Source organism: Lewinella cohaerens DSM 23179 (assembly GCF_000379805.1).
GTDB classification, from domain to species: domain Bacteria; phylum Bacteroidota; class Bacteroidia; order Chitinophagales; family Saprospiraceae; genus Lewinella; species Lewinella cohaerens.
Genome location: NZ_KB903532.1, coordinates 266,887 through 281,325 on the forward strand (window position 1 = coordinate 266,887; position 14,439 = coordinate 281,325).

Annotated in this window: 14 protein-coding genes, 1 tRNA gene and 1 pseudogene; 7 read left to right on the top strand and 9 right to left on the bottom strand. The window is 43.1% G+C overall.

Annotated features, from left to right (window positions below; all coding sequences use genetic code 11):
* The 3 genes from A3EU_RS0103270 to A3EU_RS0103280 form a co-directional block, all read right to left on the bottom strand.
* Nucleotides 1–216: a DUF3185 family protein gene (locus A3EU_RS0103270; protein ID WP_020534692.1), complete on the bottom strand. Its 216-nt coding sequence runs from the start codon at nt 214–216 to the stop codon at nt 1–3.
* A 167-nt stretch (nt 217–383) separates the two neighbouring features.
* Entirely contained in the window at nt 384–737 is a 354-nt protein-coding gene (locus tag A3EU_RS0103275; protein ID WP_020534693.1) for a hypothetical protein, read from the bottom strand.
* 121 nt (nt 738–858) lie between these two features.
* Nucleotides 859–1,251, bottom strand: coding sequence for a helix-turn-helix domain-containing protein (locus A3EU_RS0103280; protein WP_026211199.1), 393 nt, complete (start codon nt 1,249–1,251; stop codon nt 859–861).
* Nucleotides 1,252–1,523: 272 nt separating this feature from the next.
* Here A3EU_RS0103280 and A3EU_RS0103285 point away from each other — a divergent pair, with 272 nt between their 5' ends.
* The 4 genes from A3EU_RS0103285 to A3EU_RS0103300 are packed head-to-tail and all read left to right on the top strand — an operon-like array spanning nt 1,524 to nt 4,547.
* A complete protein-coding gene (locus A3EU_RS0103285; protein WP_020534695.1) occupies nt 1,524–2,402 on the top strand; it encodes a hypothetical protein in 879 nt (292 codons plus the stop codon).
* A 46-nt stretch (nt 2,403–2,448) separates the two neighbouring features.
* Nucleotides 2,449–3,084, top strand: coding sequence for a hypothetical protein (locus A3EU_RS0103290; protein ID WP_020534696.1), 636 nt, complete (start codon nt 2,449–2,451; stop codon nt 3,082–3,084).
* Nucleotides 3,063–3,875, top strand: coding sequence for a sensor histidine kinase (locus tag A3EU_RS0103295; protein WP_026211200.1), 813 nt, complete (start codon nt 3,063–3,065; stop codon nt 3,873–3,875). The genes A3EU_RS0103290 and A3EU_RS0103295 overlap by 22 nt, the downstream gene beginning before the upstream one ends.
* A gap of 12 nt (nt 3,876–3,887) precedes the next feature.
* Nucleotides 3,888–4,547: a response regulator transcription factor gene (locus A3EU_RS0103300; RefSeq protein ID WP_020534698.1), complete on the top strand. Its 660-nt coding sequence runs from the start codon at nt 3,888–3,890 to the stop codon at nt 4,545–4,547.
* A gap of 79 nt (nt 4,548–4,626) precedes the next feature.
* Here A3EU_RS0103300 and A3EU_RS35435 read toward each other — a convergent pair whose 3' ends face one another.
* The 5 genes and pseudogenes from A3EU_RS35435 to A3EU_RS35340 form a co-directional block, all read right to left on the bottom strand.
* Entirely contained in the window at nt 4,627–4,770 is a 144-nt protein-coding gene (locus tag A3EU_RS35435) for a GIY-YIG nuclease family protein (RefSeq protein ID WP_083937237.1), read from the bottom strand.
* Between the two features lie 51 nt (nt 4,771–4,821).
* Nucleotides 4,822–4,898 (bottom strand) — tRNA-Ala (locus tag A3EU_RS0103305).
* A gap of 98 nt (nt 4,899–4,996) precedes the next feature.
* On the bottom strand, nt 4,997–5,977 hold the full coding sequence (locus A3EU_RS0103310; protein WP_020534699.1) for a YpdA family putative bacillithiol disulfide reductase: 981 nt from the start codon (nt 5,975–5,977) through the stop codon (nt 4,997–4,999).
* 104 nt (nt 5,978–6,081) lie between these two features.
* On the bottom strand, nt 6,082–8,037 hold the full coding sequence (locus tag A3EU_RS0103315) for a response regulator (protein ID WP_026211202.1): 1,956 nt from the start codon (nt 8,035–8,037) through the stop codon (nt 6,082–6,084).
* Between the two features lie 76 nt (nt 8,038–8,113).
* A pseudogene (locus tag A3EU_RS35340) lies at nt 8,114–8,561 on the bottom strand (response regulator).
* 344 nt (nt 8,562–8,905) lie between these two features.
* Here A3EU_RS35340 and A3EU_RS0103325 point away from each other — a divergent pair.
* Nucleotides 8,906–9,883 carry a polyprenyl synthetase family protein gene (locus A3EU_RS0103325; protein ID WP_020534703.1) on the top strand — a complete coding sequence of 326 codons (978 nt, stop codon included), beginning with the start codon at nt 8,906–8,908 and terminating at the stop codon, nt 9,881–9,883.
* 450 nt (nt 9,884–10,333) lie between these two features.
* Here A3EU_RS0103325 and A3EU_RS0103330 read toward each other — a convergent pair whose 3' ends face one another.
* Complete coding sequence (locus A3EU_RS0103330; protein WP_020534704.1) at nt 10,334–10,780, bottom strand: GNAT family N-acetyltransferase; 447 nt, start codon at nt 10,778–10,780, stop codon at nt 10,334–10,336.
* Between the two features lie 94 nt (nt 10,781–10,874).
* Between A3EU_RS0103330 and A3EU_RS0103335 the strand changes: the two genes are divergently transcribed.
* Both A3EU_RS0103335 and A3EU_RS0103340 read left to right on the top strand, forming a co-directional pair.
* A complete protein-coding gene (locus A3EU_RS0103335; protein WP_020534705.1) occupies nt 10,875–12,602 on the top strand; it encodes an amidohydrolase in 1,728 nt (575 codons plus the stop codon).
* A gap of 280 nt (nt 12,603–12,882) precedes the next feature.
* Nucleotides 12,883–14,427 carry an FG-GAP-like repeat-containing protein gene (locus tag A3EU_RS0103340; RefSeq protein ID WP_425412644.1) on the top strand — a complete coding sequence of 515 codons (1,545 nt, stop codon included), beginning with the start codon at nt 12,883–12,885 and terminating at the stop codon, nt 14,425–14,427.
* Nucleotides 14,428–14,439 lie beyond the last annotated feature (12 nt).

Below are 14,439 nucleotides of genomic sequence, written 5' to 3' on the forward strand. Positions count from 1 at the left end.
TTAATCAGTCTTCTTCCAAAAGATCAATCCAGCGATCACGCCGACCACTCCTAACCCAAAAAAGATGTAAGCTTGCTGGGTAGCCTCCTTATCACTGGCCGAAATGTCCAGCCCCAGGATACTGATATCCGCAGTAGCATCTTGATAGAGTTGAAAACCGTAGACGCCAGCAGCGATGCCTGCGAGTAGTAGGATTAGTCCGATTAGTTTATTCATTTCTATGTGTTTCGGGCTAAATTACGGGAATACTGCTAACAGAACACAAGGTTTTACCTGCTATTTGAAAAAGGTCAATCTAATAATAATCTTAAGCTGACCTAAAATGGAGTACGCCTAGGCTTTTTACATAAAAAATGCCCAGGCGCTACCATCATCAATCGTTTTTAGCCACAACCATTATCTTTGTCACGAGGTCCAATAATAGGTTTCCAGCTAATAGTAAGGCCACTTACCAGGAAATAGGCTCCGCCTCCACTACTGTTATAAGTGAACGAATTGGAAGAATCATGCCCTCCCCCCTCTACATGTACTTGAATAGCGACATCAGTACCTTCAGGAATTCCAAATTTTTTAAGGTCAAGTGTTCTTATTTGACCTTCATCCCCTGAAGATCCAAAAAACTTGGTCCATTCCGTCCCTGCTCTCTCTTCTTCCCATATTGCCCGGAATTTAGCTCTAAATTCTCCACAATTTCTTAAGGAAACAGTGCTTGCGCTAATTTTAGTGTCATTTGCCATAATAGCAGTTTTTAATGATTGAGAAATATTAAATGATTATTATAAGTGCTTCTTTCACAAAGATGCCGCCCTGTGAGGCTCACATACCCGACTACATATCCGCCTAATCGGACAACAAACCTCACAAATCGGCCATTGAGCTATTGTTAGCGAACTTCAAATAAGCAATAGGCTTCTTACCAAAGCGGTTTTTAAATAACCCAGAGAAATAATCCGACCGATTGAAGCCTACTGCATAGGCCGTTTCCTGCACCGTTTGGCACTGCCCGTTTTCCAGTAGTACTTTGGCCTGCTCTAATTTTACTGCTCGGATAAATTCAATTGGTGACAAACCGATTCTGGACCGGATGTGCCTTTGCAATTGGCGTTCGCTCAGCGAAAAATCGTAAGCCATATCACTTACTGATAAATTGGTGTCGGTTACTTTTTCCAAAACGTACTGGTATACTTCAGATATCCACATTTTCTGATAAAGTGGAATTCGCGACTGCTGGATTTTTTGGTAAACTGTCATTGTACATGGGTTATTTCTCTTCTTCGGTGTTAAAGAAGAGCCTCTTTAGAATGACATAAAGATCAACCTGCCCAAGGGAGAAGCATAGTTATTTCACCCTGGTTTTCAAATACTTAGAAACCACCCTAGCATCCTACAGAAGACGGTCTAATCACAACCTAGGATAGTCCCTAGTTTTACTAGGAAATGTACTAAAAAGGAATCCCCGCTGCCTATTTATTCGGGATAATACTTACTTTTAGAAATATTCAATTTCAAATAAAACCCATATAATGAAACCCTTGTCCTCTTCCCTATTTAATCTTTTACAAACCTTGTTACTATTTGGAATACTCGTAGGCCTTGGTAGTTTGTTATTTTATTCTTGTACTGCTCCAGATAAGCAGGCTACCCAATCGCCTATCTACGAAGATTGTTTTTTGAAAGAAGAAATCTGCCAACCCAATGCACTCTGGTTAACTGCTGACTCGAATGATATTATCACTTACTTTTCTATTCATCCGGACAGCCCAAGAGTGCTTAGTTTTCAGATCAATCGCTCTGATGTGGATACTATTTTACAGTTAAGTAAAGCTGCTGAGGATTCCATCCTTTTTAGGGTATATATGTCCTTAGATCCGCTAGCTACTTTGGATTCCACTGCAAATAACGAACCCACTTTTAGGCCGATCCTTTATTTGGTAAACACCCAGAAAGATGCCCTTGAGAGCAGCACCGCCTTTCCAATGAATTATGTTGATATCAATATCATTCCTTACCTCAAGAAGCTTAATAACAATTCATCAGATACAATTGGCAAAGCTGTACCTTCCGTTGAAGCCCTGGAATTCATTACCCACTGGGATACGCTTTCTCAGGAGGCCGTTTACAACACGTTCTATGAAAATGCGATTCCCTCCGATACTGGCCGCGTAAAATTTTACACTTTCCTCGGAGACACTAAACCAATTATCAAGGCCCTAAGCGAAGACACCACCGACATAATGTACCTCCATTTAGGTGTATTTAATGAACCAGATTCCATCCCCCTTCGTACAATCATACATATTGATAATCCAAAGCGGTTTGTTAGCCCCATCACCATTGACCCAAACAATCCCCCATTATTTGAATTCGCAGTGCCTTGCCCCAAATTATGCGGTAAAGATTAGAGCTTGTTTAGAAATTTTCTCCTCCTAAACTTACACCCTAGGATGTATGTCAGCTGAACTCACATTACAGTTGGGGCAGATAGCAACCTTTATTTGCATTCTCCCCAGTATCATTGCCTTATTCCAGTGGAATAGTGGTGTAAAGACACATCGACAGTTAGGAGTATTAGTTTTAGGGGCAACCACGGTAGGTATTGCAGCCCATACTTTAGCGCAAGTATATCAAGTCAACAACCTCTTCCTGCTACACTTTTACACGGTATTTGACTTTATCATGATGACGCTCATTTTTCAAACCTACCTCCCGCGTGCTTTTGTCAAGTGGAGTATCATCGTATTTTCTTGTGCTGCACTTCTGCATAGTATTTTCATTGAGCAATTGAACACTTTCAATGTACTGGCACGCTCTGTAGAGGCCTTTATCGTAATGTGCTACGTGATGCGCTATTTTTGGTTTACACTGAAAGAGATGAAAATCAAACGCCTGGAACAACAACCCATCTTCTGGATCAGTTGTGGTGCTCTGCTGTATTATGCAGCGGGCTTCTTCATCTTCTTATTTAGTACCGACCTCCTGCCTTACGACGATCTTTGGTTTACCTATTGGGGCGTCCACGCATTTTTTACTATTTTACTCTATCTATTTTACAGCGTAGCACTATGGGTTCAACCGGAGAAATAAGCAACTTACCCTTTCAATTATTTTTTGGCGTCGCCGGTATGATCTTACTGACGGTTTTCTTAATCGTTTTTTTTATCGTTTATCAAAAACGATTATTAAATGAACAAGAAAAAGTGAACAAAATCGAAATAGAATACCAGAAAAGCCTTTTAACCGCAGGTATCCTGGCTCAGGAAGAAGAAAGAAAACGTTATGCCGTAGACCTACACGATGGTGTTGGCGGTGTCCTATCGGCCATCAAACTCTATGTCCAGCGCCTGCAACTCGATATGCCCTCCGAAGAATTCTCTTTAATGAAGGAACGTGCGCTGAATGCTATCACCGAAAATATTCTGGAAATCAGGACAGTGACCAATAACCTACTTCCTCAAAGTCTTGAACGAGTGGGACTAGTGGCGGCCAGCAAAGGCTTGTGCAATAAACTGGCTGAAGTAAAAGCCATTGACGTTGACTTTCAGGCCAATACCGAACAACGGTTTGACCAAAACCGGGAGAAAGCCGTCTTTAGGATCATTCAAGAACTGACCAATAATACACTCAAACACTCTAAGGCAACTCATGTTAAGCTTCATTTTAGTTTTTCAGAAACAAGTTTAGCAGTGCAATTTTCCGAAAACGGCCAGGGTTTTCACATGAACCCCGACCGTACCCATAAAGCAAGCAGTGGCTTGGGCCTCAAGGGTATTGAAAGCAGAATTGCTTTTTTGGATGCCAAATGGAAATATGACACTGCTCCGGCAGAAGGTGTGACCGTGAAATTTACACTTGATCTGAAAACACCACAGCTCTAAGCCCCCCTCATTATGAATAAACCAATCAAAATTATCATCACCGATGATCAAAATCTCTTTCGGGAAGGTTTGAGCATGATTCTGGCCAAAGACCCCGAAATTGACATCATCGGAGAAGCTGTCAATGGAAGGGATTTATTAGATAAATTGCCTACACTACAACCTGATGTTATCCTCCTGGATTACACCATGCCCGAATTGGATGGTTTTGAAACGTTCCAAGTTATCCAGCAGCAATACCCTTTAATCAAAGTCCTGATCCTAACCATGCACTATGATGAATCATTGATGGTGTTTTTGATGGAAAAAGGCGTACACGGTTACTTGCTAAAAGACGAAGAATCGGAAGTGGTTATCTCTGCCATCAAAACCGTACATGAAGATGGGCAATACTATTCCGATTATGTCTCAAAAGCAATTCTGAGTCACTTGAGAGCAGCTAAAACGACCAATAACAGTCGCCGCCAAGCTCAGCAGACTAATAATTTTTCCCAAAGAGAAATAGAAGTGCTAGAAATCATCGGCCAGGGCAACCGTAGAGAAATAGCCGAGCGCCTTTTCATCTCTATCAAAACGGTAGATTTTCATTTGAAAAACTTGCGTGAAAAAACGGATTGTAGTAATACGGCCGCATTGATCAAGTTTGCGCTAAAAAATGGTTATCAGCAATGATCTATTGATAGAAATTCTACTCACTATCTAATGCTGAAACATCTTAATAAGCGGTTTTTTCCTATTCCGCAGAAAGCTTCTAAACTAAAAAAAACTGGCCAGATCGAGTGCTTTTAGAACGCCCACCATTATGTCGTTCTAACCGATCATTCACATTACTACTGTAACCAGTGTAATAGCGATCTTTACTTGGGGAATAGAGAATATAAACGTGGTGAAGCATTTTAGAGAGGGCTATTGCAAATAAAAAAGCCGACCATTTTCATGATCGGCTTGGTGGAGAATACCGGAGTCGAACCGGTGACCTCTTGCATGCCATGCAAGCGCTCTAGCCAGCTGAGCTAATCCCCCAGGTGTTCCATCAAATCATCAATACTTTCTTGACAATTGGTTTGATGGGAGGCAAATATACATTCTTCTTTGAAATACTGCTATTCCTATAAGAAAATTTATTTAGCAGAAGTTCCTTTCCTAGCCAGAATTTGCTGGATAATAATATCTCCATGATCGCGCGTATTCTCGATAAACAGCTTACTCGTTCTTCTTCCCGCGCAAACCACACCTGCAAGGTAAACACCTGGTAAAGGAGTCTCCAACGTTTCTTCATTGTGCAGCGGCATTGCAGCAGCATCTTCAGAGATGGGTAAGCCTAAAGCCGCTAAAAGGGCATAATTGGGCTCATATCCCGTCATTGCCAACACAAAGTCATTGGGGATTGTAAACACGCCATCAGGCCCTTCAAGGTCTACACGGTCAGGATAAATAGCTTTTACTTCTGTATTAAAGTGCGCCTTGATACTTCCCTCTGTAATACGATTTTCAACATTGGGTTTGATCCAGTACTTTACTTTAGGGTACAATTCGTGCTGCCGGATGGCCATGGTTACCGTTGCCCCCTTTTGATAGGTTTCCAAAGCGACATCACAAGCAGAATTGGCAGCTCCTACAACCAACACACGCTGCCCCACGTAAGGATGCACATCATCATAGTAATGTTTCACTTTCGGTAAGTCCTCTCCGGGGACATTGAGCATGCGGGGGGTGTCATAAAAGCCTGTAGCAACGACTACATGTGCCGCTTGGTAGACGGCCTTACTCGTCGTAATTTCGTAAGCTTCCTCCTCCCCTACCCTTTCCATACGAGTAACAGGTTCGTAAAGCTTCACCTTTAGTTCGTAAGCTTGTTGCAATCTGCGATAATATTCGAGCGCCTCTTTCCGGGTAGGTTTATCAGTATGGGATATAAAAGGCGTTTCTCCAATTTCCAATTTCTGAGACGTAGAGAAAAAGGTCATATTAACCGGAAAATGGTAGATAGAATTTACCAACACCCCTTTTTCCAGTACCAAATATTCGATACCTGCTTTTTCAGCAGCTAATGCGACATTGAGCCCCGTAGGGCCACCGCCAATAATAACCAAATCGTACATATTCTTGATCTTCGCGTATCCTTCTCCAACAAAAGCAAGTCTACCTTGGTTTTGTCGTCGCTGTAATTAGCTAGAGTTTCAGCTTTTTTTGCAGAAAGTTCAGCTTAATCTACACTATTTGTATTATCCTCATGAATCAGCAGCATAATGCGGTGATAAAGTTCTTCTGGCTGAAATGGCTTTGCGATATAGTCATTAAACCCTACTTGATAGCAGCGATCTTCTTCCTGTTTGCTATTGCTGGCAGAAAGCGCAATAACGGGTACAGTGGAAAATTGGCGGAGCTGCGTGGTGGCTTCCCAACCGTCCATCACTGGCATTTGCAAATCCATCAGAATGATACTAAAGGCCATATCCTTGGCTTGGGCCAAAGCTGCTTTTCCATCATCAGCTACAACCACTGATACCTTATCCGACCAAGTGGTTAGGATTTGTTTGGTCGCAATTTGCTGCATCGGATGATCTTCGACTAAAAGTATCTGGATGTCTTTTTGAGGGGCTTTCGGAATATTCGCTGATTGCTGGTTACTAACCTGCAAAGGAATCGTTAAGTCAATGGTCACTTCTCCCTTTTGGCTACTTACTTGCTGCCCTACTTTAAGTTGCTCACACAAGCGAAGAAAGACGACCGCCAGCAATTGATCTCTTCCATCATCGACTGATGACGGTTGCAACAAGGAAAGAATTTCTTCTGCAGTGGCTTCTGTTTCAGTATCTGGCCAGATAGGCAACTCGCCAGTATACTCCATCTGTACATGCAAGACGCGGCCATTTTCTTCATCATCATCTAGCGTACAACGCAACTTAACAAATGATTCGAAAACGCTGTAAGCAAATGCTAATTCAATAAGACAGAAAAACAGTTGGGCCAGCTTGTTAGAATCACCTTTGACGGTAACTAACAAGCGGGGGTCGATATAAATATCTACTTCCCTATTGTGTTGCTGTCCTTTAAAAGACATCACTCGTTGGATCGATTCCAGAATATCCAGTATACGGAAGTGCTCAAGAGTGAGCGGAAGATTATCGTTCGACAAAATCGATAAATTCACCAAGTTACTCAACGTAAAACTCAGGTCATTAATCGTAGTTTTTAAATCCTGCACCAACTTCGATTGCTGCTTATTAAGGTTGGTTTGCTCCAATAGATAAAACAGATGCACCACGGTGCTCAAAGGCGTACGAATATTAAAGCTGATCTGATTAAAAAGCTCTCTGGAATAATAAGGATTGGGCTTAGCCGCTTCCGGCTCTGGCGTTTTCGAAGCATCTGGTACTCCTGCACTTTCCGAAGGAGTAATATCCTGAACACTCCCTAAAAGCAATACCTTATTTGTCTTTTCGTCAAACCTTATACGGGTTCTGAGGCTAAGGATTTTAATGATCCGGTTATCGATCAGAATTCGATGTTCCAAAGGCCCGTACTCTTCATAACGGACGGCTTTTTCAAAAAACGCTTCTACCTGATCTCTATCATCACGGTGAACATAGCGTAGATAATCCGACAGCGAAGGAGATAAGCTGTGAGGCGTAAGCTGAAAGATTTGAAACAGCTCCTCTGACCAAGTCATTGTATTACTTACAATATCCATTTCCCAATCCCCTAAAGAAGCCATCTTTTGCAATGCTTCTAAACGGCTCTTCTCATCCGAGGCTTTTGTTGCTCTTTCTTCCGCATCAGCATGCAAACGAAACCGCTCCAACGAATAACGGATAGCTTTAACCAGCTGCCGGGATTCGAATTCACCCTTGACCAAAAAATCCTGAGCACCAGCCCTAACCGACTCTGTTCCCTTGCGTTGATCAGTGACGCCTGTCATCACAACAACAGGCACATGGGATGCTTTATCCAAATAACGCCTTAGCGTATTGAAACCATTACTGTCAGGTAAATTAAGGTCTAGTAGCACCAAGTCTACTGGATGCTCATCAATAATATAAAAACCTTCCGATAACGACTCTGCGCATCGCAATTGGTACTTGTTTTTTGCTTCCGCCAAGTAAACACGGATCATTTCCGTATCCTCCTTGGTATCTTCAATTACAAGTATTCTCAACATTTCTTTTAATGACCCCGCCATAGAAAAAAATTATCATTAGTAAATATGGGGACGGGTTTACAGACTATAAATCAATCTAGGAAACACTACCTGGTAAAGTAGCTGTTTCTAACCAAAACTGCTGAATGTAGTTGATAATCTGAAAAAAGTTATCAAAATCTACTGGTTTATTGATAAAACAATTCGCATGTAAATCATAACTGGCCAATACATCTGCTGACGCATTAGAAGTGGTCAAAACAACAACAGGTATACGTAAAAACCGTTCATCCTTCTTAATTCTTTCAAGCACTTGCTTCCCCCCCCCATTTAGGAAGATTCAAGTCCAACAGTATTAAGTCAGGTATTGGCTTCTCTGCGTATTCACGCTCTTGCTGCAGATAAGCTACAGCCTCAACACCGTCCATAACCACCTGCAAGTCAATATCTGCACCTGTCTCTCGAAACGCTTCCTTGGTAAGACGTACATCCCCCGGATTGTCTTCAATCAAAAGAATACAGTAACGCCGTGATTTTTTATTCATGTGTTGATTATTGTTCAGGTATCAATAAATGACCCTAACTAAACATGCTCTTAAGAGCCTAAAATTATTACAAAAATAGGACTATCCGCCCCAGTTTAGTATAATCGAGCGTATAGTTTTTATTTTTTTTCTGTACAGAGGACAAACAATTTCTCCATTCCATCATTAATAGTTCGTTTAGCTAGTGTAAAAAAACGCTTTCTACGGGCAAAGAACAGCACTAAAGCAGTTCGGATTCTCTTTTTATCGAATAATTACCTGACGATTGACTTATACCCTGAAAAGTTGCAAAATGTTGCTTATAATAACGGGTAAATTACCGCCAATTTATCAAGAAGACTTCCATGCAAAATATCAACACCCTCCAACAGCTTTTCAATCAATACTTACTCGACAATCACATAGACAAAGAACCTAAGGCCCTCTACGAGCCCTTCAATTACATCATGAACATAGGAGGTAAAAGAATGCGGCCAGTCATGGCTTTACTGGCATGCTACCTTTTTGAAGAAGATGTCGAAAAGGCACTTCCTGTAGCATTAAGCGTGGAGGTTTTTCATAATTTCAGTCTTGTTCATGATGATATTATGGACGAAGCGCCCTTGCGCCGTGGCCAACCTACTGTTCACAGTAAATATGGCCTCAACAGCGGAATACTTTCCGGCGATGTCATGCTTATTTTCGCTTATGACTACCTGCGGCATAGCCCCCGCCAGCAAGCCATCGGCCAGCTATACCAAACCCTTTCCGAGGTTGCTATCCAAGTGTGTGAAGGCCAGCAGTATGACATTGATTTTGAACAAAGAGATGATGTCCGCCTTGAGGAATACCTCCAAATGATTGAAATGAAAACTGCCGCATTGCTTGCAGGGAGCCTAAAAATGGGAGCTATAGCAGCAGGCGCAAATCCCGAAGATCAAAAGCACCTGAGTGAATTTGGTCGACTCACAGGAATTGCCTTTCAAATACAAGATGACTTCCTCGACACTTTTGGTGATCCACAAAAAGTAGGAAAACGAGTAGGTGGAGATATTGTGCAAAACAAAAAAACCTGCCTCATTATTAAAGCATTAGAACTCGCCACTCCAGAAGTACGAGAACGGCTATTACACCTGTACGCCCAGCAAACAAGTAATGAGCAAGAAAAAGTAACTACCGTCACCAATATCTTTATAGAGTTAGGCATCCCAGAATTCCTTCGAAACCTACGTAATGATTACCAAAAACGCGCTTACGAACACCTTGAACAGGTAAATGCTCCTAAAGAAAAAAAGGATATACTCTTTGGTCTGGCAGAATCTTTACTTGTAAGAGAACTCTAAGGAACAGCACGAAAATAAAAAGCGATTTTGTTTTTCACAATAGTTAAATAAGCGCTTCATTTTAAGCGTTTTAGCTATTTGAAAAACTTGAGAAAAATCGCACTTTATTTTCTGCGCAATACTAAGGGCAAAAAAAAGGAGGTAACCTTAGCGGCCACCCCCTACACTATGAAACACTATAAATCTTGATTTCTAATTCATGTGTACCCCTTCAAATAGGTAAAACCACAAGAGAATAGAAAATTAAATACTGTATTTTCCAATGATCTGCACCACCTCGCTAATCACAGAACCGGTAGCAAAAACACCGTAAGTGGTCGAATATCATTATTTTACGCAATAAAGATATTCACTTATTTAAATAAATCAAATAATATTTTTATTTATTTGTTTAGAGATAAGGAAATTAACAACCTCTACAAAAGGTGTAGACCATTTTTGGCAAACTCCTTATAAAAACAGCTTACCATTCCACCACTCTTTCTCAATAATGGCATGGTTCTTTTCATAAAATCGAACTGCTGGTTCATTCCAGTCTAGCACCTGCCACTTCATCAACCGGCACTCCATCTCTACTGCTCGAATCTTCAGTGCATCAAATAATCGTTGCCCCAGCCCTGTGCGCCGATAGGATTCATTTACCACAAAATCTTCCAGGTAAAGCATCCGTCCTTTCCAGGTTGAATAGGTCAGATAATACAAGCACACACCTATAACTTGGCCTTTGTCTTCGGCAACTATACATTCAAATACACCCGCATCAAAATCGCGTTTGTAATCTTCTACAGTCGCTGTCAATGCGTCTTCTGCTTTCTCATAAATAGCTAATTCCCGTACTAAATTGTGAACCGCAGCTAAGTCTGCGGTATTTCCTCTACGGATATGGATACTGGACATAAGGTTTTCGTATTTTGTCGAATAATCTAATCGCTAAGTTAGGGAAGTTCTCTAAAGTTCAATCTTTGAGCTTCTGCTGGAAAAACAATACAACATGCTGCTTACCAATCATCGCCTACTTTTCCTCTTTGCAAGTCTTTTACTATTCGTAACTGCTTGTAAACAGGAACAAGTCGCCGCAGATTTGATCCTCACCAACGCTGACATTTATACCGTTGACCCTGACCAACCCACTGCTACGGCGCTGGCAATCAAAGACGGGCGCATATTAGCCATTGGCGACGAGGCCACTATAGAGGAATACCGCTCAGAAGCTACAGAGGTCATGGATCTTGACGGAAAATTTGTGATGCCTGGATTTATTGAAGGGCATGGTCACTTTTCTGGCCTCGGCTACGGACTGATGAATCTCAACTTCCTACAAGCAAAAAGCTGGGATGAAATCGTGCAGATGGTCGCCGAAAAAGCCGCAGAAACACCTGATGGCGAATGGATTACGGGCAGAGGATGGCACCAGGAAAAATGGACAACAGCCCCTGAGCTGGCACAACACGGCTACCCTTCTCATCATACCCTCAGCGTACTTACCAAAGACCACCCCGTCGTACTACGCCATGCCAGCGGCCACTCTCTTTTTGCGAACGAAGCCGCCATGAAACTAGCGGGTGTCACCGCAGAAACGCCTGACCCCAGGGGCGGGCACATCCTCAAAGATAACCAAGGCCAACCCATCGGTGTCTTCGAAGAACGGGCGATGAGCCTCATCAACGAAGCCTATGCTGCTTATCGCGATGGCCTTTCGCCACAAGCTTTGGTAGGCGAATGGCAAGAAGGCATTGAACTAGCACAAAAAGAATGTTTGGCTAAAGGAGTTACCTCTTTCCAGGATGCAGGTTCTTCTTTTCAAGAAATTGAAGACTACCAAAAACTGGCCGAAGCCGGAGAGCTTGATTTACGCCTTTGGGTGATGGCTCGACTATCTTATAATAAATTGGCTGCTGGCTTAGGCAACCAATTTCCAGTAGTAGATGCTGGTGATCACTTCTTTACTTGTCGGGCCATAAAATCCGAAGTAGATGGTGCCTTGGGTGCCTTCGGAGCCTGGCTGCTGGAGCCTTATGATGACAAACCCGACTTTATTGGGCAAAACACGACCCTACTGGAGACCGTCGACAGTATTGCAGGCTTGGCCATTGACAAAAAAATGCAACTATGTGTACACGCTATTGGCGACCGTGCCAATCAAGAGGTGCTTAACCTCTTTGAAAAACGCTTTGCTGAAAACGGCGAACAGGATTATCGTTGGCGAATTGAACACAGTCAGCATTTGGCAGTAGAAGATATTCCGCGATTTGCAGAACTGGGCGTTATTGCGTCTATGCAGGCCATTCACTGTACTTCAGATGCGCCGTTTGTAGAGAAGCGCTTGGGCACAGAACGTGCCCGCACCGGAGCCTACCCCTGGCGAAGCTTACTGGACGCTGGTGCTATAGTAACCAATGGCACCGATGTGCCCGTAGAGGATGTAGACCCCTTGGCCAGCTATTATGCTACCGTTACCCGCAAGCGCCCCGATTCCGGCATGGAATTCTTCCCGGAGCAAGCCATGACCAGAGAGGAAGGCATTTATTCCTACACCATGGCCAATGCTTATGCCGCGTTTGAAGAAAACGACAAAGGAAGCCTTAGCCCTGGAAAACTGGCGGATATTGTCGTGTTAAGCAATAACCTCCTAAGTTGCAGCGAAGCTGAAATCATGGAAACCAAAGTACTCACGACCATTGTAAATGGCGAAGTGAAGTATCAGCGGAATGAAAAATGATCGTATTTTTGAATACTAGTATGATCGATAGATGAACGCTCAAGCAATGAAGAATTTTTTATTACTGGTCGGAATACTCCTGGCAGGAACTTCGGTAGAGGCTCAGCTAAACTTCTCGGATAGGGCAGGACAATGTGGAATCAACCATAGGTACTTGTCAAGTCTTCTTGGGGGTGGAGTCAGCTTCTACGACTTTAATCAAGATGGGCTCGATGATATCAGCTTGGCAAATGCGCAGGGAGACCCCGTACAGTTTTACCAAAATATGGGTGGGCATTTCATGCTCTTATCACCACTGGTAGATAATGAGGACGAAGTAAAGCAACTCCTCTGGGTAGATTTTGACAATGATGGTGATCAGGATTTGTTTCTCGCTACCTACTATGGTTTAAATCGTTTGTATGAAAACACCGGCGACCTTCAGATGATAGATATCACGCTTGCCGCTGGCTTACCTACGTTCAACACCCAAACTTTTGGCGCCTGCTTTGGTGATTATGATCGTGATGGCTGGGTTGACCTGTACTTTAGTGTGCGTAATAACGGAGCTGATGATGAGCATCTTTTTTTCCGCAATAATGGAGACCAAACCTTCACCAACGTTACAGAAAGCACTCAAACTGCTGATACAGGCGGGCGGCCCTTTTGCTCTGGTTTTCTGGACTACAACCAGGATGGATGGCCCGACATCTATACTGCCCACGACAGAATGGGCAATAAAAACACCTTGTTAGAAAACCAAGGCGACGGTACTTTTCTCAACACAGGCGCTGCAGCTGGTGCAGATATCGCCATTGATGCCATGTCTGTAACCATCGGCGACTACAACAACGACACGCTGATAGACATCTATGTTACCAATATCGTTAACGGCAACAACCTACTGCATAACAATGGTCCTAATGAAGATGGGCAGTATACTTTTTCAGAGGTAGCAGCTGCTTCTGGTGTTGGATTTTATCAGGATTCCTGGGGCGCCGTCTTTCTGGATGCAGATAACGATTGCGACCTCGACCTCTATGTGAGCGGTTCCGTGGCAGGTAGTGATGTAACTTCGGCGGCTTTTTATCAAAATGAAGATGACGGTACTTTTAGCGAGCCCGACCTCGGTTTTATCGGTGATACAACCCAATCGTACAACAATGCCATTGGCGACTACAACCAGGATGGCTACCCCGACATTATGGTCATCAACCTCTATCCTTTTTACGCTCAACTTTGGTCTAGCCCACCGCTGGAGCACCATTGGATGAAAGTAAGCTTGCAGGGGGTAATCAGCAATCGTAATGGCATCGGCACCCGCTTGGAATGTTACGCCAATGATAAATACCAACAACTTTATACGCAATGCGGAAACGGTTTTCTAGGACAAAACTCAGGCACCAGTATCTTTGGCCTAGGTGATGCCCAAGCGGTAGATTCTTTAATTGTCACTTGGCCCAGCGGACATACTGATCGCTACTACAACCTCCCTGCGGGTGAGCAATTCCACCTACAGGAGGGAGGAAGCACCGGAGGAGACATCCTACCAGATCCGGATACAGGTCTTGATGCTCTTTTGGTTAGCACCTCCGCCCCTACTGACAATCCATTACTAAAAGTCTATCCGAATCCTGCNCAAGAAGAGCTCTTTATTGTTCAGGAATTAGCCTCTCCTACGCAGTTTCGCATTATAAATAGTGCGGGCCAACTGGTTTATCGTGGAAAGACCGCCCCTGGTGGTACTTCTCCTATTGATATTCACCAGTTGCCTGCTGGTATTTATTATTTGCTACTTGGGTCAGAAAAACAAGCAACGCAAGTGGTAGCGTGGTATAAAGGATAAGCCGTACGAACG

What these genes read in the sequence shown, in the direction of transcription:
- A3EU_RS0103270 (WP_020534692.1), bottom strand. Translation starts at nt 216, where the DNA reads ATGAATAAACTAATCGGACTAATCCTACTACTCGCAGGCATCGCTGCT.
- A3EU_RS0103275 (WP_020534693.1), bottom strand. Translation starts at nt 737, where the DNA reads ATGGCAAATGACACTAAAATTAGCGCAAGCACTGTTTCCTTAAGAAAT.
- A3EU_RS0103280 (WP_026211199.1), bottom strand. Translation starts at nt 1,251, where the DNA reads ATGACAGTTTACCAAAAAATCCAGCAGTCGCGAATTCCACTTTATCAG.
- A3EU_RS0103285 (WP_020534695.1), top strand. Translation starts at nt 1,524, where the DNA reads ATGAAACCCTTGTCCTCTTCCCTATTTAATCTTTTACAAACCTTGTTA.
- A3EU_RS0103290 (WP_020534696.1), top strand. Translation starts at nt 2,449, where the DNA reads ATGTCAGCTGAACTCACATTACAGTTGGGGCAGATAGCAACCTTTATT.
- A3EU_RS0103295 (WP_026211200.1), top strand. Translation starts at nt 3,063, where the DNA reads ATGGGTTCAACCGGAGAAATAAGCAACTTACCCTTTCAATTATTTTTT.
- A3EU_RS0103300 (WP_020534698.1), top strand. Translation starts at nt 3,888, where the DNA reads ATGAATAAACCAATCAAAATTATCATCACCGATGATCAAAATCTCTTT.
- A3EU_RS35435 (WP_083937237.1), bottom strand. Translation starts at nt 4,770, where the DNA reads ATGCTTCACCACGTTTATATTCTCTATTCCCCAAGTAAAGATCGCTAT.
- A3EU_RS0103310 (WP_020534699.1), bottom strand. Translation starts at nt 5,977, where the DNA reads ATGTACGATTTGGTTATTATTGGCGGTGGCCCTACGGGGCTCAATGTC.
- A3EU_RS0103315 (WP_026211202.1), bottom strand. Translation starts at nt 8,037, where the DNA reads ATGTTGAGAATACTTGTAATTGAAGATACCAAGGAGGATACGGAAATG.
- A3EU_RS0103325 (WP_020534703.1), top strand. Translation starts at nt 8,906, where the DNA reads ATGCAAAATATCAACACCCTCCAACAGCTTTTCAATCAATACTTACTC.
- A3EU_RS0103330 (WP_020534704.1), bottom strand. Translation starts at nt 10,780, where the DNA reads ATGTCCAGTATCCATATCCGTAGAGGAAATACCGCAGACTTAGCTGCG.
- A3EU_RS0103335 (WP_020534705.1), top strand. Translation starts at nt 10,875, where the DNA reads ATGCTGCTTACCAATCATCGCCTACTTTTCCTCTTTGCAAGTCTTTTA.